Annotated in this window: 22 protein-coding genes; 8 read left to right on the top strand and 14 right to left on the bottom strand. The window is 71.1% G+C overall.

The features are described from left to right. Positions 1-181 precede the first annotated feature (181 nt). On the top strand, positions 182-445 hold the full coding sequence (locus ACZ499_RS23460) for a hypothetical protein (RefSeq protein WP_468677616.1): 264 nt from the start codon (positions 182-184) through the stop codon (positions 443-445). A gap of 15 nt (positions 446-460) precedes the next feature. Here the strand turns inward: ACZ499_RS23460 and ACZ499_RS23455 are convergent, their stop codons facing one another. From ACZ499_RS23455 to ACZ499_RS23445, 3 genes are read right to left on the bottom strand one after another with little or no spacing between them, the layout of a single operon-like run. After that, the gene (locus tag ACZ499_RS23455) at positions 461-1,069 is read right to left on the bottom strand and encodes a hypothetical protein (protein WP_468677614.1); all 609 of its coding nucleotides are present in this window, start codon (positions 1,067-1,069) and stop codon (positions 461-463) included. After that, positions 1,066-2,961 (bottom strand): alpha/beta hydrolase, encoded by a 1,896-nt coding sequence (locus tag ACZ499_RS23450; protein ID WP_468677612.1) that lies wholly within the window; start codon positions 2,959-2,961, stop codon positions 1,066-1,068. The genes ACZ499_RS23455 and ACZ499_RS23450 overlap by 4 nt, the downstream gene beginning before the upstream one ends. A gap of 7 nt (positions 2,962-2,968) precedes the next feature. After that, positions 2,969-3,412 (bottom strand): hypothetical protein, encoded by a 444-nt coding sequence (locus ACZ499_RS23445; RefSeq protein WP_468677610.1) that lies wholly within the window; start codon positions 3,410-3,412, stop codon positions 2,969-2,971. A gap of 206 nt (positions 3,413-3,618) precedes the next feature. Between ACZ499_RS23445 and ACZ499_RS23440 the strand changes: the two genes are divergently transcribed. From ACZ499_RS23440 to ACZ499_RS23430, 3 genes are all read left to right on the top strand, one after another. Continuing rightward, entirely contained in the window at positions 3,619-5,301 is a 1,683-nt protein-coding gene (locus ACZ499_RS23440; RefSeq protein WP_468677608.1) for a serine/threonine protein kinase, read from the top strand. A 68-nt stretch (positions 5,302-5,369) separates the two neighbouring features. Next, positions 5,370-6,386 (top strand): C40 family peptidase, encoded by a 1,017-nt coding sequence (locus ACZ499_RS23435; RefSeq protein WP_468413068.1) that lies wholly within the window; start codon positions 5,370-5,372, stop codon positions 6,384-6,386. Positions 6,387-6,595: 209 nt separating this feature from the next. Beyond that, positions 6,596-7,321 carry a phosphatase PAP2 family protein gene (locus ACZ499_RS23430; protein WP_468677606.1) on the top strand — a complete coding sequence of 242 codons (726 nt, stop codon included), beginning with the start codon at positions 6,596-6,598 and terminating at the stop codon, positions 7,319-7,321. 58 nt (positions 7,322-7,379) lie between these two features. On the opposite strand, the gene ACZ499_RS23425 is transcribed toward ACZ499_RS23430, so the two are convergent. Further along, positions 7,380-8,966, bottom strand: coding sequence for an FAD-binding oxidoreductase (locus ACZ499_RS23425; protein WP_468677605.1), 1,587 nt, complete (start codon positions 8,964-8,966; stop codon positions 7,380-7,382). Between the two features lie 88 nt (positions 8,967-9,054). After that, positions 9,055-9,219, bottom strand: a complete 165-nt coding sequence (locus tag ACZ499_RS23420; RefSeq protein ID WP_468677603.1) for a hypothetical protein — start codon at positions 9,217-9,219, stop codon at positions 9,055-9,057. Between the two features lie 348 nt (positions 9,220-9,567). Between ACZ499_RS23420 and ACZ499_RS23415 the strand changes: the two genes are divergently transcribed. Together ACZ499_RS23415 and ACZ499_RS23410 are read left to right on the top strand one after the other, a co-directional pair. Continuing rightward, a complete protein-coding gene (locus ACZ499_RS23415; protein WP_468677601.1) occupies positions 9,568-10,434 on the top strand; it encodes an SCO4651 family lipoprotein in 867 nt (288 codons plus the stop codon). 135 nt (positions 10,435-10,569) lie between these two features. Next, positions 10,570-10,743, top strand: coding sequence for a hypothetical protein (locus ACZ499_RS23410; RefSeq protein ID WP_468677599.1), 174 nt, complete (start codon positions 10,570-10,572; stop codon positions 10,741-10,743). Positions 10,744-11,281: 538 nt separating this feature from the next. On the opposite strand, the gene ACZ499_RS23405 is transcribed toward ACZ499_RS23410, so the two are convergent. Continuing rightward, on the bottom strand, positions 11,282-11,620 hold the full coding sequence (locus ACZ499_RS23405; RefSeq protein ID WP_468677598.1) for a metal-sensitive transcriptional regulator: 339 nt from the start codon (positions 11,618-11,620) through the stop codon (positions 11,282-11,284). A 206-nt stretch (positions 11,621-11,826) separates the two neighbouring features. On the opposite strand from ACZ499_RS23405, the gene ACZ499_RS23400 reads away from it, so the two are divergent. Both ACZ499_RS23400 and ACZ499_RS23395 read left to right on the top strand, forming a co-directional pair. Next, the gene (locus ACZ499_RS23400) at positions 11,827-12,447 is read left to right on the top strand and encodes a DUF47 domain-containing protein (protein ID WP_468677596.1); all 621 of its coding nucleotides are present in this window, start codon (positions 11,827-11,829) and stop codon (positions 12,445-12,447) included. A 5-nt stretch (positions 12,448-12,452) separates the two neighbouring features. Then, the gene (locus tag ACZ499_RS23395; RefSeq protein WP_385538407.1) at positions 12,453-13,451 is read left to right on the top strand and encodes an inorganic phosphate transporter; all 999 of its coding nucleotides are present in this window, start codon (positions 12,453-12,455) and stop codon (positions 13,449-13,451) included. Between the two features lie 359 nt (positions 13,452-13,810). Here the strand turns inward: ACZ499_RS23395 and pstB are convergent, their stop codons facing one another. The 8 genes from pstB to mshD all read right to left on the bottom strand — a co-directional run bounded on the left by pstB (position 13,811) and on the right by mshD (position 23,240). Beyond that, positions 13,811-14,587, bottom strand: coding sequence for a phosphate ABC transporter ATP-binding protein PstB (gene pstB / locus ACZ499_RS23390; RefSeq protein WP_371653888.1), 777 nt, complete (start codon positions 14,585-14,587; stop codon positions 13,811-13,813). A 52-nt stretch (positions 14,588-14,639) separates the two neighbouring features. After that, complete coding sequence (gene pstA / locus ACZ499_RS23385; RefSeq protein ID WP_468677595.1) at positions 14,640-15,716, bottom strand: phosphate ABC transporter permease PstA; 1,077 nt, start codon at positions 15,714-15,716, stop codon at positions 14,640-14,642. Continuing rightward, on the bottom strand, positions 15,716-16,711 hold the full coding sequence (gene pstC, locus ACZ499_RS23380; RefSeq protein WP_468677593.1) for a phosphate ABC transporter permease subunit PstC: 996 nt from the start codon (positions 16,709-16,711) through the stop codon (positions 15,716-15,718). Before pstC ends, pstA begins: the two co-directional genes overlap by 1 nt. A 144-nt stretch (positions 16,712-16,855) precedes the next feature. Continuing rightward, entirely contained in the window at positions 16,856-17,998 is a 1,143-nt protein-coding gene (gene pstS, locus ACZ499_RS23375) for a phosphate ABC transporter substrate-binding protein PstS (RefSeq protein ID WP_468677590.1), read from the bottom strand. A 270-nt stretch (positions 17,999-18,268) separates the two neighbouring features. Further along, on the bottom strand, positions 18,269-18,691 hold the full coding sequence (locus ACZ499_RS23370; RefSeq protein ID WP_468677589.1) for an NUDIX hydrolase: 423 nt from the start codon (positions 18,689-18,691) through the stop codon (positions 18,269-18,271). Continuing rightward, positions 18,688-19,707, bottom strand: a complete 1,020-nt coding sequence (locus ACZ499_RS23365) for a CHAD domain-containing protein (RefSeq protein ID WP_468677587.1) — start codon at positions 19,705-19,707, stop codon at positions 18,688-18,690. The genes ACZ499_RS23370 and ACZ499_RS23365 overlap by 4 nt, the downstream gene beginning before the upstream one ends. Further along, complete coding sequence (locus tag ACZ499_RS23360; RefSeq protein WP_468677584.1) at positions 19,694-21,943, bottom strand: RNA degradosome polyphosphate kinase; 2,250 nt, start codon at positions 21,941-21,943, stop codon at positions 19,694-19,696. The genes ACZ499_RS23365 and ACZ499_RS23360 overlap by 14 nt, the downstream gene beginning before the upstream one ends. A gap of 358 nt (positions 21,944-22,301) precedes the next feature. Further along, positions 22,302-23,240, bottom strand: a complete 939-nt coding sequence (mshD, locus tag ACZ499_RS23355) for a mycothiol synthase (protein WP_468677582.1) — start codon at positions 23,238-23,240, stop codon at positions 22,302-22,304. Positions 23,241-23,395: the final 155 nt, after the last annotated feature.

Genomic DNA, 23,395 nt, shown 5'->3' with positions numbered 1-23,395 from the left:
GGGAGACAAAGGAGGAGGAAAGGAAAAGCACGGGAACAGCCTGGGGGGAGAGGAAAAAAAAAGGCACAACTGTGTCCCTTTTTTGTTCCTGCCCCCCCCCCCCCCCCCCCCCCCCCAGGCCGAGGACGCGGTCGGCGCGGCGCCGCTGGCCACCGACGTCCCGACGGGCGGCACGGTCACGGTGACCGGCTACGCGGGCGACGCCGACACCCCGCAGACCTGCACCACGCGCGCGACGGCCTACGGCGACACCCAGCAGCGCGTCGAGTGCCCCGACTACCCCGGCGGCACCAGCGGCAGCCCCTGGGTGGCGGCGGACGGGTCCGTGGTGGGCGTCATAGGCGGCTACCAGCAGGGCGGGGACGACCCGGACGTGTCGTACAGCGTGGTGTTCGGGACGACGACGGCGGCGCTCTACCGGCTGGCCGTGGGGGACGGCTGCTGAGGCGTCAGCCCAGGCCTACTGGTCGCCCGTCCTGTACTCCGGATCCACGTAACACGGCGAGTCCACCGTGACGAAGAGGCCGTCGCGGCCCGCCTTCTCCCACTTGGAGGCGGCCGGGTCGCGCGAGACGAAGTCCTCCTCCACGGTCACCGTGTGGTGGAGCTTCATGTCCTCCACGTCGAGCTGCATCTGCTGGGCCTTCGAGTTGGCCTTCTCGTAGCGGTAGACCTTCCAGCCCCGCTTGGGCAGCTCCTCGTGCAGCCGCTGGAGCGCGGCCGACAGGACCTCGCGGGAGGGGCCGTACGCCTTCCAGAAGTGCTTGACGCGGTAGCCGTGCTCGACCTTCTCGCAGGGGCTGACGTCCGGCGAGCCGTTGGACGTCTCGTACCGGAGCCCCGAGGCGTCGAAGAGGACGCTGGACTGCCTGCGGATCAGGTCCTTGGCGTCCTTGACCGACATCTTCTGGGGTGTGTAGTCCAGCCCGTCGTCCTGCATGGCGGTGCATCCTGTCGTGGAGATCAGCGCGATCACTGCGGTCAGTGCGAGCGCCGCGGCCGTCAGTGCGGCGGGGCCGCCGCGCCGCCGGGGGCGGCTCTTGTCGGTCGTGGTCCGAGCGTCGGTCATGGTTCGAGCGTCACCTTGTCGTACTTGCCCACCGTGACCCGGGCCTGGTTGAGGAGGCTCTGGGTTCCTTCGTCCCAGTAGCCACTGTGGCCCCGGGAGCCGTCCGTGGCGACGATGTTGGCGCCGAAGTCCGGGTTGCTCGGGGTCAGGGGCTTCACGATGCTCGTGCCGTCGCCGTCGATCCACGAGGGCAGGATGTCGATGTCGAGCTTCTTCGGGGCGTGTCCCCAGCCGCCTATCTCGGGGACGGGGTCGCTGGACAGGAACGGGATGTTGACGCCGCCGTACTTGTCGTCGCCGACGAACGGGATGTGTATGCCCTTCAGGTAGGGCTCGCTGTCGGCGTTGGCCGCCCAGACGTGGCCCTTCTTCACGTCCATCTCGGAGGCGTGGCCGACCTGCTCGCCGGGGCTGCCCGCCACGAAGACGTCGTCGACGGGCAGGGTGCCCTGGCGGGCGGCCGAGCCGATGACCGTACTGCCGTAGCTGTGGCCGAGGGCCGTCAGATGGCCCGGCTCGCCCTCGTGGGAGGCGCGCAGGCCGCCGAGGAAGTTGTTGAGGATCGGACCGCCCTCGTTCGCGTACTTGCTCTGGGGCGCGTCCGTGAAGATGCTCTGCGGGGCGTCATAGCCGAACCAGGTGACCGTGGAGACCTTGCTGCCGTCGGCCATGGCGTCCGAGGCGCGCCAGAGCGTCTCCATCCGCTTGATGTTGCCGTTGATGCCTTCGAGGTTGGTGCCGGTGCCCGGGACGTAGACGGAGGTGTGGGTCGCCGTGTCGGGGTTGCCGTTGGCCACGATGGCGCGGCCGATGCCGTCGGCGTCGAACCCGAGCAGATACGCCTCGGGCAGCGGGTGCTCCCCGTTGCGGTCGGCCTCGCCGGTGCGGTCGAAGCGGGCCTGGATCGCGTCCATGCCCTTGAGCTTGTTCTGGAGGCGGTCCTTGTCCTTGTGCCACTGGGAGTAGGCCGGGTTGGTGATGACCTTGGGGTACTCGCCGTTGGGGTTCTGGACGTACTGGGTGGGCTCCGGGCCGAGCTTCTTGATGTCGACCGCGACCTGCGCGCGCGTCTCCGCCAGCACCATCCGGTTCGAGTCGTCCCGGACCGTGGCCGGGACCCCGTCGAGGGCGCCGACGGCCGCCGGGTAGAGGGTCGCGTACTCGTCGCGCTCCTCCTGGCTCAGGCCGTCCCACCACTTCTTGTTGTCCGCGGGCGACTTCCCCTTGGGGATGCCGGACTCCGGCAGGAACTTCGCGTTCTTCTGGACGTCCTTGGTGTCCGCCGCCGCGTCGACCAGCATCTCGTCGGTGACGTCGATGCCCGCCGGGGACTTGAGGCGGCGCAGGACGCCCGCGTACCGGCCGTCGATCTCGTTGGCGTCCCGCACGGCCCCGGCGATCCGCTCGGCGATGTCCTCGGCCTGCGCCTTGTTCGGGTCGCCGCCGCCCTCACCCTTGCCGGCCAGGAACGGGACCGGGGCGCCGGGCCTCGCGACACCGGGGCCCGGGGCGAGCGGGACGGTGATCGCGACGGTGGTGGGGTACTTCACCGACCCGTCCGTCTGGACCGTGAACTTCAGGTTCTCCGCGTCCTCCAGCGCCTGCTTCAGCTTCTTCTGCGGCGCGGCCAGCTCGGTGGCGAGCCCGTCGAGCGCGGTACGGACGAGACCGCACTCGGTGTGCAGGTACTGGTAGTTGCGGCTGAGCCGGCCGAGGTCGCCGACCGCGCCCTCGGCGGTCCTGCTCTGCTGCGTCTCGTGGATCTTCGCGCGCATCTCGTTGTCGACGCGGTCCTTGGCGGCGTTGGCCCGGCTGCTGACCTTGCCCCAGCCGTCGGCGGCGTCGCTGAACTCGGACAGCTTCACATCGCGCAGTTGCTGCCAGGTGGGCACGGGCGGGTCACCGCCCCTTCGGCTCGGCCGGGGCGACGGCCTTCACGTCGTTGCCGACCTTCACGTCGGTCTCGCCGAACTCCTTGCCGACGCTCTTGAGCACCCCGTCGAGCCGCCCGCACTCGTCGCGCACCGCGCCGAGCCTGTCCTTCCAGGACGTGCGGATCTCCTCCAGGGCGGCCGTGGCGCCGAAGCCCTCCGTACCGGCGGTGACGCCCTCGGAGGCCGAATCGAGGTCGGCGAGCGCGCCGGCCGTGCTGGTGCGCAGCTCCCCGGCGACCTTGCCGGCGGAGCTCCAGGGGGACTTGCTGAACTGGATGTCGGGGGCGCCGCCGCCCCCGTCTTTGCCGTTGGCAGACGCGAGCCGCATCCCGGCGGCGGGCGGCTCCTGCCCGCCCGACCTGGGTGGAGTGCCCGCGAAGAGCTCTTCCCACTGCGCGCTGAGTGCCATGTGCGCCCGTTCCCCCATTGCCATGCCTTTTGGTTCTCTTTACTTGCCGACGCAACCTAGCAACGATGGGGGAGGGGAGGCGAGCCCTGGGGAGTGCGCAGCCGTGTACGTAAAGTGACCATTTTCGGACGCAGTTAATCAGCCAAGTGATCACAAGTGGGTCAACGGGCGTGAGGCGGCCGAGGGTTGCATGAAAGAGTCGTGCGGTGGACGCGCTCAGGCCCCGGGATCCGGCACACATAGGTACGTACGCCCTGCTCGCCCGGCTGGGCGCGGGCGGGATGGGCATGGTCTACCTCGGCCGCTCGCCGGGCGGGCGCCTGGTCGCGCTCAAGGTGATCAAGGACGAGATCACCGACCACCCCGAGGCGCTGGCCCGCTTCCGCCGGGAGGCCGAGACGGTACGGGCGGTGCGCAGCGCCTACACCGCGAACCTGATCGACGCGTCGCTGGCGGCGCCGCCGTACTGGCTCGCCACGGAGTACGTCTCCGGGCCGACCCTCAGCCGGGCCGTCGCCGACCGGGGGCCGTTCCCTCCCGACACCTGCCGCAAGCTGTTCGCGGCGCTGGCGGAGGGGCTCGCGAGCGTGCACGCGTACGGGGTGACGCACCGGGACCTCAAGCCCCAGAACGTCATCCTGGCCCCGCAGGGCCCCCAGCTCATCGACTTCGGCATCGCGCGCGCCGCCGCGGACACGGCCCTGACCCAGCCGGGCGTCGCCCCCGGCACCCCCGGCTACACGGCCCCGGAAGTCCTCATCCGCAACGAGGTCGCCGACCCGGCGGACGTGTTCGCCCTGGGGGCGACGATCGCGTTCGCGGCTACGGGGAGGGCGCCGTTCGGGACGGGGCCGCTGGACGCGGTGTCGTACCGGGCCGTCCACGAGGCGGTCGACGTGGCGGGCGTCGAGCCCTCGCTGGCCGCGCTGATCCTGGCCTGCGCGGCCAAGGACCCGGGCGAGCGTCCCACCCCGGCGGAGGTCATCGTGCGGTGCGCGGTGACGTCGGCGCTGGCGGAGGACCCGTACTACCAGGCGCTCGCGGCGGGCCTGACGGAACCGGCCCCGCACGACCTCCCCACGGCGACGGCCGCGGGCCTGATCCCCCCGAACCACGCCACCCCGACCATCCCGCCGGCCTACGTCCCCACCCAGTCCCCCCTCGCCACCCGCTCCCGCCGCACTCCCTGGCTGGTGACGATCGCGGTGGCGGCGGCGCTGGGGGTGACGGCGGCGGTGTTGGTGCGGGGGTTGCCGGGGGGTGGGGGCGGGGCGGGGGCATCGGGGGGTACGAGGACGCCGGCGACCGGCTCCGCGAAATCCCCCGGTCCCACCGGGAGCGCCTCGCCGTCCGGCGGCGGGGACAAGGCCCCGGTGGGGCCGCCGCAGTACATCGAGCAGACCGCACCCTCGCTCGACGGCTACTCGGCGCTGTCCGAGCGCTGCCGCCTTCCGATGCAGGAGCAGCTGGACACGCAGTTCCAGTTCTCGGTCACGCCCGGCGAGCAGTACCCCACGGACGAGGTGCCGCCCGGCAAGGTACAGATCGGCTACCGGCTCAAGTTCGAGGAGCCGGGCGCGCCCCCGTACTACCTCGCCATAACGGTGAAGCCGCCCCACGAGGTCGACGCCAATGGAAAGCCGACGTCCCGGACGCCCAACCGCCAGCTCGGCTTCGTCAGCAAGGCGTCCGACCTCTACGCCGGCACCCAGACCGAGTGGAAGTACGTGATGTATCCGGACGACTTCAGCTACCGGGCCAACGGCAAGGTTCTGCCTGCCTTGCCGCTCGTCAGGGACAAGTCGACCGAATGGACCGTCGTCTACCAGCATGTGACGGGGCCGAAGGAGTACAAGAGCGTCGTCTGTGACGGCTTCATCGCCGAATGAGACGCGCGGCCGACACGGCTGGCGGGAAAGTAGCGGTGAACCCGGCCTCGATGGGGGAGGGTTGACGTGTGCGCAAATTCTGGGTGGCAGGCGGGATCGGGGTCGGGCTGTGCCTGAGCTTCCTCGCGCTGCTCGTCGTCGGTACGTACTCGGCGGCGGCCGGTCTGGCCGGTGGCCTCGGCGGCGGTGGGAAGTCGGTCGGGCTGGCCAAGGGTGCGGTCCCGGCCAAGTACCAGCCGCTGGTGCAGAAGTGGGGCACCCTCTGCCCCGCCGTGAACCCGGCGCTGCTCGCGGCCCAGCTCTATCAGGAGAGCGGCTGGAACCCGACCATCGTCAGCCCCGCCAAGGCCCAGGGCATTGCCCAGTTCATCCCCGGCACCTGGGAGTCGCACGGCATCGACGGCAACGGGGACGGGAAGCGGGACGTCTGGGACCCGCAGGACGCGATCCCCTCCGCAGCTTCCTACGACTGCGAACTGGCCGGATACGTCAAGAACGTGCCGGGGGATCAGAGCAGCAACATGCTGGCGGCCTACAACGCTGGGGCGTACGCGGTGATCAAGTACGGCGGGGTGCCGCCGTACCCCGAGACCAAGAACTACGTAAAGATCATCCGCACCCTCGAAAAGAGCTTCGCCCGCCCCACCACCCGCGTCCAGCCCTCCCAGCAGGCCGCCGGGGCCATCTACTACGCGCAGCAGAAGCTCGGGACGCCGTATCTCTGGGGTGGGGAGGGGACCGCCGAGCAAGGGGGGCGGTTCGACTGTTCGGGGCTTACCCAGGCCGCGTACGCGAGCATCGGGATCGAGCTGCCGCGCGTCGCCAACGACCAGTACAACGCCGGCCCGCACCCCTCCCGCGGCGAGCTACTCCCCGGCGACCTCGTCTTCTTCTCCGACGACCTCACCAACTCCCGCGCCATCCACCACGTCGGCCTCTACGTCGGCGGCGGCTACATGATCAACGCGCCCTACACCGGCGCCGTCATCCGCTTCGACAAGATCGACGCGCCGGACTACTTCGGTGCGACCCGGGTCACCAAGGACGGCGCCGCCGCGTTGCCGACGTTCAAACCGGGTACGTGACCGGCGGTACGGAGTGGCCGGATCTCGTCGGCACTCTCCGTCAGGTCATGGCCCTGAGCTGCGACGATGAGTCTCTCTTCGGTAACGTCGTGGTGATCATTCCGTGGAGAGTGGAACGCGAGGGCCGTTCAGGCCGTTCAGTGGACAGTGACCGCAGGAGTACTGACCACGGGGGTTGGTAGCTACACGCACAGGCAAGGGGCCTCGGCATGGCTGGACTCGCGCTGGACGGGTCGAACCCGGACGTCAGCCTGCTCTACGACATCAACGGACTCGCCGCTTCCGCCCCGACGTGGTTCGACCGCGTCATGGAGTTCGTCGGCGAGTACGGCATCCTGCTCGCCCTCGTCCTCGTCGTGCTCTGGTGCTGGTCGAGCCTGCGGCGCAGCGAGGACCGCGAGAGCGCCCTCGCCTCTCTCGCGGCCCTCGTCTGGGCGCCGCTCGGCGCCGGGATCGCGCTGCTCGTCAACATCCCCATCAGGGGATTCGTGGAGCGGCCCCGGCCCTTCGTCTCCCACAAGGGGCTCGACGTCCTGGTGGACGGCAAGACGGACTACTCGTTCGTGAGCGACCACGCCACGATGGCGATGGCGATCGGGGCCGGACTCTTCGTCGCGCACCGCAAGTTCGGGCTCCTCGCCCTCGGGCTCGCGCTCGCCGAGGGCTTCTGCCGGGTCTACATGGGCGTGCACTACCCGACCGACGTGGTCGGTGGCTTCGCCCTGGGCACCGCCGTCACGCTGCTGCTAGCGCCGCTCGCCCTGATGCTGCTGACCCCGCTGGTGTCGACGGTGGCCCGGTCGCCCCGGCTGGGCCGTCTCGTACGGTCGCGGCGCGCCGGGCAGTCCTCGCTGCGGCTCGCCGTGGACCTGCCCGAGCAGCGGTCGGGAGCGGGGACGGGCGCGGGGCCGGGAGAGAACGACCTGGCGGCGTAAGGCGGTTCGCCCTCGCCGCAGTGCCCCTTCGGTCCGCCCTCGTCACCATGCCCCTTCTTTACAGCGCTTGGGGGAAGTCGAACACGCGCGTCGGGTCGTAGCGGCGCTTGAGCTCGGCGAGCCGGGGTGCGGCGGCGCCGTAGTACGCCTTGCGCCAGTCCGTCAGTTCCGGGTCGGCGTAGTTCTGGTAGGCGGCCCCGTTGGCGTACCGGCTCAGCGCGTCATGGGTGGTATTCAGCCATGCCCGCTGGGCCGTTCCTGGGGTGCCCGGGCGCCAGGAGGCGATGTACTGGGCGAGCACCCGCGAGCGGCGGTGCACGAACGCCGTCGCCGTCGGTGACACGCGGTTCAGCGCCCCGCCGAGCGCCGTGAGTGCCACGCTGCCCGCCCCGCCGCCCTGCCCCACCGGCACGCTCCCGAAGGCCTCGGTCCTGGCGAGCAGGGCCCGTACCCCGGCGGCGGGGATCGCCCGGTCGAAGAACGCGGACCGGGCGGCGTACGTCTCGCGTTGGAGGGCGCCCTGCGGGGTGCGGCCGGGGGTGGCGCCCCCGAGGTGGCACTGCGCCTCGGAGAGGGCCGCGCACCCGGCGTACGCGAGCATCGCGTCGGTGTAGCCGTGGCGGCGCAGCGAGACGGAGGCGGCGGGGGCGCCGACGCGGTCGGCGAGGCGGTCCACGGCGTTCTGGAGGTCCCCGTAGGAGCCCAGCGAGAACGCGGAGACGTCGACCGTGGGGGCCGCCCCCGCCCCCGCGCCGCCCGCGGCCGCCGCGAGATGGGCGGCGGACCAGACCTCGTCGGGCTGGTCGGGGCCCCACTCCTGCCAGGCCTCGATCACCGCCCGCGCCTTCGCCCACGGCCAGGTCAGATACGCGGTGACGGCCTGCGGGGCGTCGTGCGTACGGAAGATGAGCTCGGTGACCACGCCGAAGTTGCCGTTGCCCGCGCCGCGCAGGGCCCAGAAGAGGTCGCTCTCGCGGTCGGCGTCGGCGGTGAGCCGCTTGCCGTCGGCGGTGATCAGGGTCGCGGAGGTGAGGCTGTCGCAGGTCGCCCCGTACGCGCGCGTGGCGACTCCGTGCCCGCCGCCGAGGGTGAGCCCGGTGATGCCGACGGTGGGGCAGGAGCCGCCGGGGATCGTACGGCCGGTCCTGCCCAGGGCGAGGTAGACGTCGAGCAGCCGGGCGCCCGCGCCGATCGTGGCGGTGGCGCCGTCGGCCCTTACGCGGTTCAGCTTCGACACGTCGAGGACGAGACGGCCGGTGCCGGAGGACCACCCGGCGTACGAGTGGCCGCCGTTGCGCAGGGCGACGGGAGTGCGGTGGGCGCGGGCGAACGCCAGGCACTCCTGGACGTCGGAGTCGTTCGCCACATACGCGACGGCCGCCGGCTTCAGGCTGTCGAAGCGGGTGTTGTAGAGCTGGCGCGCGGTCGGGTACGCGGCGTCGCCGGGCCGGACGAGGGACCCGGCGAGCGAGTGCGCGAGGGCGGTCCAGGCGGCCGGGGAGGCGCCGGTGGCCGTGGGCGGCCCGGGGGACTTGGAGGGCGTGGCGGGCTGCTCGCGGGGGGCGCCGGAGGTGCAGGCGGACGCCGTGACGGCGGCGAGGGCGGCGCCCGCGGCCCCCGCGGCGAGGAGGGAACGCCGGTCCATGCGGGGAGGTCTTCCCGGACGGCTCGGTTCCGAACCGTCCCGTTCTTCGAACGGGACAGGACCAGGCCCTGGTCGGTCCTGGTCGGCTCTAGGCCGCCGACTCGTGCTGCTCCGCGTCCGTTCTCGCCCTGTCGCGGGATCGGCGGGCGGGGCCGGTCCAGCCGCAGGTGCAGTGGGCGTGGGCGAAGCTGCCGCGTTCCGTGGTGATGGTGCGGTGTTCTGCGGCGGGCGTCTGCTCGTCCTGCTGGGGCACGGGTTCACGCTATCGGGGGCGGGCGGCGGCGGGTGGCCGGGGCCCGGTCCGCCGGGCGGAGTCCGGCGCAGCGGGCCGAAGCGCGTGAGGCCCCTGGGGCCGAGCGGTGCGAGGGGCGCGTCAGGGAGCGGCGCGGCGGGCGGGGCCGGTCCAGCCGCAGGTGCAGTGGGCCTGGGCGAAGCTGCCGCGTTCCGTCGTGGTGGTGCGGTGCTCAGGGGCCGAGGCTTGGTGGGGCACCCGGCCACGGTACCCAGGGTCGGGCGCGGGCGTGACCGGGGCGGGGACGCGGTCGTTAAGCAGGGTGGGTGGTGCGGCGGGTCGTGGACAGCGGTTGGGGGTTTGACGGCGATGACGGTGCGGCGGCAGAGGCGTGGTGGCGCGGGCTTCGCCGGTGCCGTCGTGACCGGCGTGACGGTGGCCGCGGTGACCGCCGCGGGCGTGTTCGTCGCCGGGTGCGGGGCCGGCGGCTCCCCGGGCTCCGCCGGTCCTGACGGGCAGACGGCCGCGCCGGGCCAGGTGGTGACGCGGGCCGTCGACGCCCTGGTGGCCGCCCGCAGCTCCAAGACCAGCACCTCCATGGAGATGGCCGTGGGCGGGACGCGCGTGACGATCCGGGGCGAGGGGGTCTACGACTTCACGCGCCGCATGGGCCAGTTGAAGGTCGTACTGCCCACGGACGCGGCGGGCGCGCAGGAGCACCGGCCGATCACCGAACTGCTCGCGCCCGGCGCGCTGTACATGAAGAACCGGGGCGCGGGCGTCCCCGCCGACAAATGGGTCCGGGTCGACACGGCGACGCTGCCCGACGGCAATCTGGTCACCGGCGGGGTCACCGATCCGATGGTCGCGGCCGAACTGCTGCGCGGGGCGGGCGCGGTGAGGTTCATGGGCGAGGAGGACCTGGCGGGCGTCCCAGTCCGGCACTACCGGGGCACCGCCGACATCCGCCGCGCGGCGGACGCGGCCGGGCCGCACGCGCGCGGATCGCTGGCGGCGGCGGCGAAAGGGTTCGGCAGGTCGAAGGGCGCGGTGCCGTTCGACGCGTACTTCGACGCGCAGGGGCTGCTGCGCAAGCTGCGCCAGCAGTTCAGTTACGTCAACGGGGGGCGTACGGTCGCGGTCGCCTCGACCACGCTGCTGTACGGATTCGGGGTGCCCGCGGCCGTACGGCTGCCGGCGGCTCGGGACATCTACGCCGGAAAGATCGAGTCATAGGGGTTCGGGGGGCGTTCGGGAGTTCAGTCATGGGCGGTGGCGGAAATGGTCCGTCCGTGCCATGCGCGGTGTGTGTCCTCCTCCCTACGCTAGGAAGCCGACGACGGCAGAAAGAGGGGTAGAGGGGTGAGGTGCGTGGCCGGGCTTCGCAGCACAACCGTCCAGGACCACGTGGCCCTCGTCGAGATCGAGCTGTGCGGTGAGTTGATGATCGCCGCGTCGGCCGCGGACGGGGAGCGGCTCAGTCCGGACCTGATCGACGAGGTACTCAAGGTCGAGCCGGAGGGGCATGTGGGGGGCGGGGGCTGAATCAGGCCAACGGGGCGGGCGCGCGTGACGGGCTGCCACTTTTCGGCCAGGCGGCCGGGGTGGTTCGCTGACGTGGTGGGCCTGGTGTCGGGCTCCCCTCCGCCGGTGGCCCCGGCGCGCTGCCGTCTGTCCTCCGCCCGTTGGCCTCTGACGGCTGCCCTACGTGTTGTGGGCAGGCGTTCCGCAGGGCGATGGGGGTCCCCCTGCTCCAGCGAAGCCGAGAGCTCGGGGGAGGGTGGGGACAACGGACCACCGGGCACGGGCATCTCGGCCTGGCGGACGGCGGGGCCGCGGTCAAAGCGGGGTGCGCAGCCCGGCGGGACGGGCGCGCCGCTCTGCCCACCCTCCCCCAAGCTCTTAAGGAGCAGGGGGACCCCCAGCCCCAGCGGCACGCATGCCCACAGCGGCGGCGGTGCATCAGCATCTGGTTGGCGTCGACATCGATCCAGCGGCACGCATGCCCACAGCGGCGGCGGAGGGGGAGCGTACAGCGGCGGCGAGGCGGCCGGCGGGCTGCGGGGCGCAGCCCCGCAGCCCCCTACGTGCGCAGCAAGCGTGCGATCGCCTTCGTCGCCTCTTCCACCTTCGCGTCGATCTCCCCGCCCCCCTTCACCGCCGCGTCCGCCACGCAGTGGCGCAGGTGTTCTTCCAGGAGCTGGAGGGCGAAGGACTGGAGGGCCTTGGTGGATGCGGAGACCTGGGTGAGTATGTCGATGCAGTAGACGTCCTCGTCCACCAGGCGCTGGAGCCCGCGGATCTGGCCCTCGATGCGGCGCAGCCGCTTGAGGTGCTCGGCCTTCTGCTTGTGGTAGCCGTGCACCGTGTGCGGCTGGTCCGTGAGGACGGTGTCCGGCTCGGCGGGCTCGGTGGTCGTCATCGCGTCCTCCCGTTGTGCGAAGAGGGGGTGGATACCCCTCGTGGGTATAGGGTAACGAGCCCTGCGAAAGCGGGCCCGGAAACGGGCCGGGGGCCCGTGCTGATCACTGTGCCTGATGGGCGACACTGAAGTACGCCGGTTAGCCGTGGCCGGATGATGCGCCTAGCATCAGCCTGACCGAATCCAGAGCACCCCGAGGACCCCACGTGCGCTTTCGTCTGACCCCCAGGGAGACGAGCTTCTACGACATGTTCTCCGCATCCGCGGACAACATCGTCACGGGCTCGAAGCTCCTCATGGAACTGCTCGGAGCGGACTCCGCGACCCGGGCCGAGATCGCGGAGCGCATGCGGGCAGCGGAGCACGCGGGGGACGATGCCACCCACGCGATCTTCCACCAGCTGAACTCCTCCTTCATCACGCCGTTCGACCGCGAGGACATCTACAACCTCGCCTCGTGCCTCGACGACATCATGGACTTCATGGAGGAGGCCGTCGACCTCGTCGTCCTCTACAACGTCGAGGAACTGCCCAAGGGTGTCGAGCAGCAGATCGAGGTGCTGGCCCGGGCAGCCGAGCTGACCGCGGAGGCCATGCCGAACCTGCGGACGATGTCCAACCTCACCGAGTACTGGATCGAGGTCAACCGTCTGGAGAACCAGGCCGACCAGATCCACCGCAAGCTGCTCGCCCATCTCTTCAACGGCAAGTACGACGCCATTGAGGTGCTCAAGCTCAAGCAGATCGTGGACGTACTCGAAGAGGCGGCCGACGCCTTCGAGCACGTGGCGAACACGGTGGAGACCATCGCCGTCAAGGAGTCCTGAGCTTCGTGGACACCTTTGCACTGGTCGTGACCATCGCGGTCGCGCTCGGATTCACATACACGAACGGGTTCCACGACTCGGCGAACGCCATCGCCACCTCCGTCTCGACGCGGGCGCTGACCCCGCGCGCGGCGCTGGCGATGGCCGCCGTGATGAACCTGGCCGGTGCCTTCCTCGGCAGTGGCGTCGCCAAGACCGTCAGTGAAGGCCTGATCGCCACCCCCGAGGGCAACAAGGGGATGGGGATCCTGTTCGCCGCGTTGGTCGGGGCGATCATCTGGAACCTGGTGACCTGGTACTTCGGGCTGCCGTCCTCGTCCTCGCACGCCCTGTTCGGCGGCATGGTCGGCGCGGCGCTCGCGGGCGGCACGACGGTCCACTGGAACGGTGTGCTCGACAAGGTCGTCATCCCGATGTTCATCTCGCCCGTGGTCGGCCTCGTCGTCGGCTATCTGGTGATGTGCGCGATCCTGTGGATGTTCCGCAAGGCCAACCCGCACAAGGCGAAGCGCGGCTTCCGTATCGCCCAGACCGTCTCGGCGGCCGGCATGGCGCTCGGCCACGGCCTCCAGGACGCGCAGAAGACGATGGGCATCGTGGTGATGGCCCTGGTCATCGCCGATGTGCAGTCCGCGGGCGACGAGATCCCGATCTGGGTGAAGATCGCGTGCGCGGCGATGCTGTCGCTCGGTACGTACGCGGGTGGGTGGCGCATCATGCGGACGCTCGGGCGCAAGATCATCGAGCTGGATCCGCCGCAGGGGTTCGCGGCGGAGACCACTGGTGCGTCGATCATGTTCGGCTCGGCGTTCCTGTTCCACGCGCCGATCTCCACGACGCATGTGATCACTTCGGCGATCATGGGTGTGGGGGCGACCAAGCGGGTCAACGCTGTGCGTTGGGGCGTCGCGAAGAACATCATCCTGGGGTGGTTCATCACGATGCCGGCGGCTGCGATCGTCGCGGCGGCGAGCTATTTCGTGGTGCGGGTCTTCTTCGGCTGAGCCGTTCTCGGGGGCTCGGGGCTTTGGCCCCGGGCCCCTTTTTTCGTCTGCCGCGGGCCGTCCGTGGTTGGTCGCGCAGTTCCCCGCGGGGCCCTCCGGGGTGGGTGTGGGATTCTTCCGCGGGCCGGTGGGGGCTGGTCGCGCAGTTCCCCGCGCCCTTGGGTACCCCGGGGGATCCGGGGCCCGAAAGTGCTGCGCAGGCCCCCGCGCCCCTGGGTGCCCCGGGCGGCCCGGGCCGAAAGCGCTGCGCGATTCGTCGGGCGCCCCTCACACGTAGAGCGGGCCCGCCCCCTGACACCAGGAGGCGGGCCCTTCGTCTTGCGGTGGCACCGCCATGCAGCACCGCAGACGCTGGGGGTCTATCCGAAGCGGCCCGAGATGTAGTCCTCGGTCGCCTGGACGGACGGGTTGGAGAAGATCCGCGCGGTCTCGTCGATCTCGACGAGGCGGCCGGGCTGGCCGACGGCCGCCAGGTTGAAGAAGGCCGTACGGTCCGAGACGCGCGCCGCCTGCTGCATGTTGTGCGTCACGATGACGATCGTGAAGCGCTCCTTCAGCTCGCCGATCAGGTCCTCGATGGCGAGGGTGGAGATCGGGTCGAGCGCGGAGCACGGCTCGTCCATCAGCAGGACGTCCGGCTCGACCGCGATCGCGCGGGCGATGCACAGACGCTGCTGCTGGCCGCCGGACAGGCCCGAGCCGGGCTTGTTCAGGCGGTCCTTGACCTCGTTCCAGAGGTTCGCGCCCTTGAGGGACTTCTCGACGACGTCCGCCAGCTGGTTCTTCTTGTACGAGCCGTTCAGCCGCAGCCCGGCCGCCACGTTGTCGAAGATCGACATGGTGGGGAACGGGTTCGGGCGCTGGAAGACCATGCCCACCGTACGGCGCACGGCGACCGGGTCGACGTCCTTGCCGTACAGGTTCTCGTCGTCCAGGAGCACCTTGCCCTCGACGCGGCCACCGGGGGTGACCTCGTGCATCCGGTTCAGGGTGCGCAGGAACGTGGACTTGCCGCAGCCGGACGGGCCGATGAAGGCGGTCACGGAGCGGGGCTCCACGGTCATCGAGATGTCCTCGATCGCTTTGTGGGAGCCGTAGTACGCGGTCAGGCCGCTGACGTCGATTCGCTTGGCCATGGGATCACTGCTTCTTTCGAGCGTGCGAGAAAGGGTCGCTGATGTGGCCGCGTCAGCGACCGGTCCTGGGGGCCTTCCAGCGGGCGATGCCGCGGGCCACCAGATTGAGGATCATGACGAAGGCGATCAGTACCAGGGCCGCGGCCCAGCCGCGGTCGTACGACGCGTCGCTGCCGACCCGGTACTGCTCCCAGATGTAGAAGGGGAGCGAGGACTGGGCCCCGTCGAAGGGGTTGGTGTTGATCAGCTGGCTGCCGAAGACGAGCAGCATGATCGGGGCGGTCTCACCGGCGATACGGGCGATGGCGAGCATGACGCCCGTGGTGATGCCGCCGATCGCGGTCGGCAGGACCACCTTCAGGATCGTGCGCCACTTCGGCACGCCGAGGGCGAGGGAGGCCTCGCGCAGCTCGTTCGGGACGAGCTTGAGCATCTCCTCGGTGGAGCGGACCACGACCGGCACCATCAGGATCGACAGCGCCAGCGAGCCCATGAAGCCGGACGGCTTGAGCTCGAACATCAGCATCAGGGTCAGGATGAACAGGCCCGCGACGATCGACGGGATGCCCGTCATGACGTCGACGAAGAAGGTCACGGCCTTTGCGAGCGCGCCCTTGCCGTACTCCACCAGGTAGACCGCGGTCAGCAGGCCGAGCGGGGCGGAGATCAGGGTGGCGATGCCGACCTGCTCCAGGGTGCCGATCAGCGCGTGGTAGACGCCGCCGCCGGGCTCGAAGCCGGTGACGCCGTTCATCGAGTGCGAGAGGAAGTCCCCGTTCAGGGCCTTGCTGCCGCGCTTGACCGTCGTCCACAGCAGGGAGACCAGCGGGACGAGGGCGAGGATGAAGCACACCCAGACGAGGCTGGTGGCGACGCGGTCCTTGGCCTGGCGCTTGTTCTCGACGACCGAGGTGACCACGTACGAGATGAGGACGAACAGGATCGCGGACAGCAGGCCCCACTGGACCTTGCTGTGGAGGTCCGCGACGAGTCCGATGCCGCAGCCGAGCGCGAGGCCGGCGGCGCCGAAGGCGGCCCCGGCCCAGCGGGGCAGGCCCCGGCGGCTCAGGCTGCCCTTGCGCGGCGCGGAGGGGGCGGGGCGGGTGTCCTGGACTGTTGCGTTCGACATCAGGCGTTCGCCCCCGAGTACTCCTTGCGGCGCGCGATGATCAGGCGGGCCGCGCCGTTGACCAGCAGGGTGAGGACGAAGAGCACCAGGCCGGAGGCGATCAGGGCGTCCCGGCCGAGCTGGTCGGCCTCGTCGAACTTCGCCGCGATGTTCTGGGCGAAGGTGCCGCCACCCGGGTTGAGGAGGTGGAGGGAGATCAGATAGCTGGGGGAGAGGACCGTGGCGACGGCCATCGTCTCGCCGAGCGCGCGCCCGAGGCCGAGCATCGAGGCGGAGATGATGCCGGAGCGGCCGAAGGGCAGCACCGACATCCGGATGACCTCCCAGCGGGTGGCGCCCAGCGCCAGCGCGGCTTCTTCGTTCATCCGCGGGACCTGGAGGAAGACTTCGCGGCTCACGCTGGTCACGATCGGCAGGATCATGATCGCGAGCAGGATGCCGACGGTGAAGAGCGAGCGGGCGACGCCGACCTCGGTCTTCTCGAAGACGTACGTCCAGCCCAGGTACTCGTCGAGCCAGGAGTTCAGGCCTTCGAGGTAGGGCACGAGGATGAGGGCGCCCCAGATGCCGTAGATGATCGACGGGACCGCGGCGAGCAGGTCGACGACGTAGGCGAGGGGTGCGGCCAGCTTGCGCGGCGCGTAGTGCGAGATGAACAGCGCGATGCCGACAGCGATCGGAACCGCGATGACCATCGCGATGATCGAGCTGACGACCGTGCCGAAGAGCAGGACGGCGATGCCGAAGACCGGCTTCTGCGCGGCGGGGTCCCAGTCGAAGGTGGTGAGGAAGTTGCCCTCGTCCTTCGAGATGGCCATCCCGGCGCGGACGCTCAGGAAGACGGCGATCGACGCCATCAGGACGAGCAGGAAGATGCCGGATCCCCGGGAGAGGCCGAGGAAGACCTTGTCGCCCGCGCGGCCGGTGGACTTCCGGCGCAGGGCGGGGGCCGGAGCCGCCGGTGGCGGCGGAGGGTTCGTGGTTATGGAAGCCATTGATCTTTCCGGTCTGTGGGCGGGGACGGCAGGTGTCCCCTGGCGGCGGTGCACCGGATGGTGGGGGCGGGGGCCGGATCGGGACCCCCGCCCCGGAGGCCTCCGGACGACCGCTTCAGCGGTCGTCCGTCGGCCCGACAGGTGTTACTGGAGGCCGGCGACGGTCTCGCGGACCTTGGCGTTGATCTCGGCCGGGATCGGCGCGTAGCCGGCGTCCGACAGGATCTTCTGGCCCTCGTCACCGGCGGTGTAGGTCAGGAAGGACTTGACCGTGCCGAGGGTGTCGGCCTTGTTGCCCTTGTCGCAGGCGATCTCGTACGTGACGAGGACGAGCGGGTAGGCGCCGTCGGCCTTGGTGGTGTAGTCGAGGCCCAGGGCCAGGTCCTTGCCGGTGCCCTTGATCTTGGCGGCGGCGATCGCCTTGGAGGCGTTCTCCGGGGTGGCCTTGACCGGGGCGGCGGCGCCCGTGTTGAGGTCCACGGTCTTGATGGACTGCGCGGTGGCGTACGAGAGCTCGAAGTAGCCGATCGCGCCGTCCGTCTGCTTGACCTGCGCGGCGACGTCGGAGGAGCCGGCCGCGGCCTGGCCGCCCGGGGCCGGCCACTTCTTCTCGGGCGCGTACGGCCAGTCGGCCTTGGCGGTGGCGCCGAGGTACTTGCCGAGGTTCTGGGTGGTGCCGGAGTCCTGCGAGCGGTGGAAGGCCTGGATCGCCTTGTCCGGGAGCTTGGCGGACGGGTTCAGCTTGGCGATCGCCTCGTCGTTCCAGTTCTTGATCTTGCTGTTGAAGATCTTGGCGACGGTCGGGGCGTCCAGGACCAGGCTGTCGACACCCTCCAGGTGGTAGCCGATCGCGATCGGGCCGCCGACCATCGGGAGGTTGATGCCCTGGCCGCCGCCGGTGCAGACGTTCTTGGAGTTGGCGACCTCCTCCGGCTTCAGCGCGGAGTCGGAGCCGGCGAAGCCGACCTGGGACTGGTTGAAGGCGATGATGCCCTCGCCGGACGAGGAGCCCTTGTAGTTGATCTCCACACCCTTGCAGGCCGCCATGTAGTTCTTGACCCAGAGGTCCATGGCGTTCTTCTGCGCGGAGGAGCCGGAGGCCAGGAGCTGGCCCTTGGCGCCGTCGCACTTGATGTTCGACGCGGCGCTCGTCTTGCCGGTGCCGCCGGTGGAGCTCGAACCCTTGTCGTTGTCGTCGCTGCCGCACGCCGTGAGGGCCAGGGCGCTGGACACGGCGATGACGCCGAGAGCGGTGGCGCGGAGCCGGTTCTTGCGCTGAAGCTTCACTTTCGGGTGTTCCTTCCAGAAGCCGCCGGTGTCCGTTCGTTGTACGGCGGCGTGCGAGGAGATGTCCGGTCGGGCGGGTCGCCCCGCACCGTGTAAGGCCGAAATTAGGCAGAACAGGTGAAGCCGCCGACGGAGGAGAGTGAACGGAAGGTGAACCGTGTCGGACAGTGCGGTGCCGACCGTTACCGGTTTGTGTTCAGCGGGCCGTGCGGGTGAACGGCACCCCGCCGGAGGGTGTACCCGGGGTGTCGCGCAGGGCCCGGCTTCCCGTCAGGTCCGGTGCCGTGCGTCCAGCAGTGCGTCGACCAGCTGCCGGTCGCGGGGCTGGGTGAGCCGGTGGCGGGCGGCCGCCGGGGCCAGCCACAGCACCCGGTCGACCTCGTCGCCGGGTACGAAACGCCCCTCGCCCGCCTCGGCGGCCCAGTAGTCGACCACCTTGGGGCGGCCCTGCGTGTCGACGTAGTACGCGGTGGGCAGCCGGGCACCTGGTACACAGGTGTGTCCAGTCTCCTCCAGGACCTCCCGGACCGCCCCCGCGAGCGGCTCCTCGTCCGGCTTGAGCTTGCCCTTCGGGTGCGACCAGTCGTCGTACTTCGGCCGATGGACCAGGCAGATCTCAAGGCCGCCGTCGCCCCAGGGGGAGCGCCGCCACAGGACGCAGCCCGCCGCCAGCACCCGCCCGTCCCGGTTCACGGCGCGGTCACCGTCGGCGCGCTCACCTGCGCCGTCACCGCCGCCATCGGCTGCCAGATCTGCTGGAAGGCGAACCGGGCCGCCTCCACCTCGTGGCGCTGATCGGCGTGGAGCACCCCGAGGGCGTACGCCGTCGCCGGGGCGATCCTCGGGGTGCGGGCTGCGGCCGCGGCGGCTGCGGCCGCCGCGGCGGCGTCCCGGTGCCGGTCGAGCGCCCGCCCGGCCCGCAGCAGCCGGTCGTCGTCCTCGTGCGGCAGGCCGGTGCGCAGCACCTCCTGGGCGTACCGGTGCAGCCGCAGCAGCAGCCGCACCTGGTGCCAGGGGGCGTCCTGCGCCTCGCCGGGCTGGGCCAGGGCCTCCGCGTTGTACGGATGGGCCGCGCGGGCCAGCGGCAGCGCCGCCACCGCCTCCGCGAGCCGCTGCTCGGCGGCCTGGGCGGCCGGCGGCAGCACCTCCACCGCGTACGCGGCCGCCGAGCTGGACAGCGGCACCTCGCTGGCGAGCAGCGCCACCGCGTCGGCCACCGCGTGGAACCGGGAGGAGCCCAGCGCCTGCAGGGCCGCCGAGTGCGCCCGGGTGCGGGCCAGCGTCAGCTGGCGGTCGAGGAGCGCCCCCGCCCGTGCCGCGCCCACCGCCAGCGCCCCGGCCGCCGACTCACCGCGCGGCGCGGGCACCTGCTGGCTGCCGGAGAGCCGCTGGAGGCCGTCGAGCAGCCGGGCGAGCCGGGCCGCGCAGGAGTGCTCCCCGGCCAGCGTGGCCGAGAGCCAGGCCAGTTCCGTACGCAGCGGTTCGGCCCAGGACGGGTCGAGCAGCGGGCGGAAGGTGTGCAGCGTGCCGCTGATGCGGCGGGCGGCGCGCCGCAGCGCCCGCGCGGCCTCCTCGGTGCCGTTGTTGTCGGGCCCCGCCTCTCGGTGGAGGCGGAGGCTGCGCAGGAATTCCCCCGCCTGCGCGTGGAGATACGGGGACAGGACGTCCCCCGCGGTCTCCGGTCCAGGGGATTTCTCATGGCGTAGCACGCCGGCGCCTCCGGGCGTCTATCAGCATCTCCTGTACGTGGCGCAGCGGCTGTCCGTCGGCGTCGGCGGCGTGCCGGGTCCACTCCCCGCCCGGGCCCAGGTGCCAGGAGGAGGTGGTGTCCGACATGCCGGTCTCCAGGAGCCGGGTGATAGCCGCGCGGTGGGCCGGGTCGATGACCCGGACCAGCGCCTCGATGCGGCGGTCGAGGTTGCGGTGCATCATGTCGGCGCTGCCCAGCCAGACCTCGGGCTCGCCGCCGTTGCCGAACGAGAAGACCCGGGAGTGCTCCAGGAAGCGCCCGAGTATCGACCGCACCCGGATGTTCTCGGACAGCCCGGCGACCCCGGGGCGCGCCGCGCAGATGCCGCGCACCCAGATGTCGACCGGCACCCCGGCCTGCGAGGCCCGGTAGCAGGCGTCGATCACGGCCTCGTCGACCATCGAGTTGACCTTGATGCGTACGTAGGCGGGGCGCCCGGCACGGTGGTGGGCCGTCTCCTTGTTGATGCGCGAGACCAGGCCGTCCCGCAGGGACTTGGGCGCGACGAGGAGACGGCGGTAGGTCTCGCGGCGCGAGTAGCCGGACAGCCGGTTGAAGAGGTCCGAGAGGTCGGCGCCGACCTGCGGGTCGGCGGTGAGCAGCCCCAGGTCCTCGTACAGCCGGGCCGTCTTGGGGTGGTAGTTGCCGGTGCCGACGTGCGAGTAGCGGCGCAGGGTCTCGCCCTCCTGGCGCACCACGAGCGACAGCTTGCAGTGCGTCTTCAGGCCGACCAGGCCGTACACCACGTGGCAGCCCGACTCCTCCAGCTTGCGGGCCCACTTGATGTTGGCCTGCTCGTCGAAGCGCGCCTTGATCTCGACCAGGACGAGGACCTGTTTGCCGGACTCGGCGGCGTCTATGAGCGCGTCCACGATCGGCGAGTCGCCCGACGTCCGGTAGAGCGTCTGCTTGATGGCGAGCACGTCCGGGTCGCCGGCCGCCTGCTCCAGGAACGCCTGGACCGAGGTGGAGAACGAGTCGTACGGATGGTGCAGCAGCACGTCCCGCTCGCGCAGCGCGGCGAAGATGTCCGGCGCCGACGCCGACTCGACCTCCGCGAGGTCGCGATGGGTTCCGGCCACGAACTTGGGGAACTTCAGCTCCGGCCGGTCCAGGGCCGCGATGCCGAAGAGGCCGGTGAGGTCGAGCGGGCCGGGCAGCGGATACACCTCGGCATCGCTGATCTTCAGCTCGCGCACCAGCAGGTCCAGGACGTACGGGTCGATCGACTCCTCGACCTCCAGGCGCACCGGCGGCCCGAAGCGGCGCCGCATGAGCTCCTTCTCCAGCGCCTGGAGGAGGTTCTCGGCGTCGTCCTCCTCCACCTCCAGGTCCTCGTTCCGGGTCACCCGGAACATGTGGTGGGCCAGCACCTCCATGCCCGGGAAGAGCTCTTCGAGGTGCGCCGCGATGACGTCCTCCAGCGGCACGTACCGCTGCGGCGAGGCCTCCAGGAACCGCGAGAGCAGCGGCGGCACCTTGACCCGGGCGAAGTGGCGGTGGCCGCTGACCGGATTGCGCACGACCACGGCGAGGTTGAGCGAGAGCCCCGAGATGTACGGGAAGGGGTGCGCGGGGTCCACGGCCAGCGGGGTCAGCACCGGGAAGATCTGCTGGCGGAAGAGCGTGAAGAGCCGCGCCTGCTCCTTCTCGGTCAGATCGGGCCAGCGGATCAGATGGATCGACTCGTCGGCCAGCGCCGGGGCCACGTCCTGCTGGTAGCAGGCGGCGTGCCGGGCCATGAGCTCGCGCGAGCGGGTCCAGATCAGGTCCAGGACCTCGCGGGGCTGGAGCCCGGAGGCGGAGCGGGTGGCGACGCCGGTGGCGATACGGCGCTTCAGGCCGGCCACCCGGACCATGAAGAACTCGTCCAGGTTGGAGGCGAAGATCGCCAGGAAGTTAGCCCGTTCGAGGAGGGGCGTGGCCGGGTCCTCGGCGAGCTCCAGGACGCGCTCGTTGAACGCGAGCCAGCTGCGCTCGCGGTCCAGGAAGCGCCCGGAGGGCAGCTCGTCCTCCCCGGGCGCGTCCTCGCGGTCGCGCTCGTACCCTTCGTACCCGTCCAGATCCGCGTCGATGTCCGGTTCCAGGTCCGAGACGGCGGCCGCGAGGGTGTGCGGCCGGTGCGCGGCTATGGAACCGACCGACGGCTGGGAGGCGGGCTGGAGGTGGACCTCGGCGCTGGGCTGCTGGCTCATAAACCCATTCTTCCGCGCCGAGCCGCTGTCAGGCGCGTCGGAGAGCCAGTCGGAGCGGGCAGGCGTGAGCGCCTTGGGGCGGGCGGCGGTCCCGTTCCGGGAGGGTGGCACCTCGGGCTGCATTGAGTGAGCGTCGCAAGCGTATCTGAATGCCCGGTAACGAGGACATGACGTGCGGGAATCGGCAGCCCGTCACGGGCGCCCCTTCAGGGGCGCGGGGCGGTGACACTGTACGGCTCCGCCGCGATGGGGGGGTCCCCCCTGTTCGAGCGAAGCCGAGAACTTGGGGGAGCGACCAGCCAAGCACGGTCCGCACCCGAAAGACAGCGCCTCCGACGCTCACGCTCCCAGAACGGCGTCAGGACTCCGTGCGGTACATGAGATCCACTTCGTGGACGGCGAACCCCAGCCGCTCGTACACGGTCACCGCCGCCGTGTTGTCCGCGTCGACGTACAGCATCGCGGTCGGCACCCCCTCGGACGCGAGGTGGCGCAGGCCCGTCGCGGTGAGCGCCTTGCCGAGGCCGCCGCCCTGCGCGTCCGGGCGGATCCCCACCACGTACACCTCCCCGATCCTCTCCGCGGCGTGCACCTTCGTCCAGTGGAAGCCCACGATCCGGCCGTCGCGCTCGGCGAGGAAGAAGCCCTTCGGGTCGAACCAGGGCTCCGCCTTGCGGTCGTCGAGGTCGCGCTGGGTGAGTCCGCCCTGCTCGGGGTGGTGGGCGAAGGCCGCTGCGTTCACGTCCAGCCACTGAGCGTCGTCCTCGCCGGGCACGAAGGTCCGTACGCTCACGCCCGGCGGGTACACCGGCTCGGCGATGTCCGGCGGGCTCAACGGCCGACGCATCTGCCGCAGTTCGCGGAACAGGGTGAGGCCCAGGACCTGGGCGAGGTGGCGGGCGGCGGAGTGCCCGCCGTGCGCCCACACCCGCAGCCGCTTGCCGGAGGCGCCGAGCAGCGCCGAACCGAGCGCCCGGCCGTGGCCGCGGCCGCGGTGGGCGGGGTGGATGACGAGCTCAGCGGCCGGTGCCTCGACGGGGTCGGTGTCCTCCAGCTGGGCGTACCCGATCAGTTGGGACCCCTCGGACGTGATGACCGTGAGCAGGAAATGGCGGACTCCGGGCCGTCGGCCGCCCCGCAGCTGGAGCCGCCCCTGCTCGGACACGGCCTGCTGCCCGTCGGCCCCGGCGGCCTCGGCGAGCAGCGCGAGGACCTCCTGGGCCTGGGGGTGGGCCAGCTCGTCGAGGGTCTGGATCTCACGTCCGGAGGGGCCGGGTGCGGCGGGGTCAGTCGTCATGTGTACGAGCGTACGGCGGCCGGGGGCAAAACCTGACGTACCGCCAAACGGCAACCATCCCGTAACCCCACCCCCCTGTCGCGCTACGCGCGTTGACTCTAGGCTTCCGACCGCGGCGGCCCGACCCTCGGGTTTCGGCCACGCCCACCACGCTT

This window comes from Streptomyces sp. NPDC031265, from assembly GCF_055570295.1.
Note: the sequence above shows the minus strand (reverse complement) of the source record. Positions and strands in the feature narration are given on the sequence as shown.

Excerpts from the sequence above, each read along its gene's own strand:
- ACZ499_RS23455 (WP_468677614.1), bottom strand. The coding sequence starts at position 1,069 with ATGACCGACGCTCGGACCACGACCGACAAGAGCCGCCCCCGGCGGCGC.
- ACZ499_RS23445 (WP_468677610.1), bottom strand. The coding sequence starts at position 3,412 with ATGGCACTCAGCGCGCAGTGGGAAGAGCTCTTCGCGGGCACTCCACCC.
- ACZ499_RS23430 (WP_468677606.1), top strand. The coding sequence starts at position 6,596 with ATGGCTGGACTCGCGCTGGACGGGTCGAACCCGGACGTCAGCCTGCTC.
- ACZ499_RS23425 (WP_468677605.1), bottom strand. The coding sequence starts at position 8,966 with ATGGACCGGCGTTCCCTCCTCGCCGCGGGGGCCGCGGGCGCCGCCCTC.
- ACZ499_RS23415 (WP_468677601.1), top strand. The coding sequence starts at position 9,568 with ATGACGGTGCGGCGGCAGAGGCGTGGTGGCGCGGGCTTCGCCGGTGCC.
- ACZ499_RS23405 (WP_468677598.1), bottom strand. The coding sequence starts at position 11,620 with ATGACGACCACCGAGCCCGCCGAGCCGGACACCGTCCTCACGGACCAG.
- pstB (WP_371653888.1), bottom strand. The coding sequence starts at position 14,587 with ATGGCCAAGCGAATCGACGTCAGCGGCCTGACCGCGTACTACGGCTCC.
- pstA (WP_468677595.1), bottom strand. The coding sequence starts at position 15,716 with ATGTCGAACGCAACAGTCCAGGACACCCGCCCCGCCCCCTCCGCGCCG.
- pstC (WP_468677593.1), bottom strand. The coding sequence starts at position 16,711 with ATGGCTTCCATAACCACGAACCCTCCGCCGCCACCGGCGGCTCCGGCC.
- ACZ499_RS23360 (WP_468677584.1), bottom strand. The coding sequence starts at position 21,943 with ATGAGCCAGCAGCCCAGCGCCGAGGTCCACCTCCAGCCCGCCTCCCAG.
- mshD (WP_468677582.1), bottom strand. The coding sequence starts at position 23,240 with ATGACGACTGACCCCGCCGCACCCGGCCCCTCCGGACGTGAGATCCAG.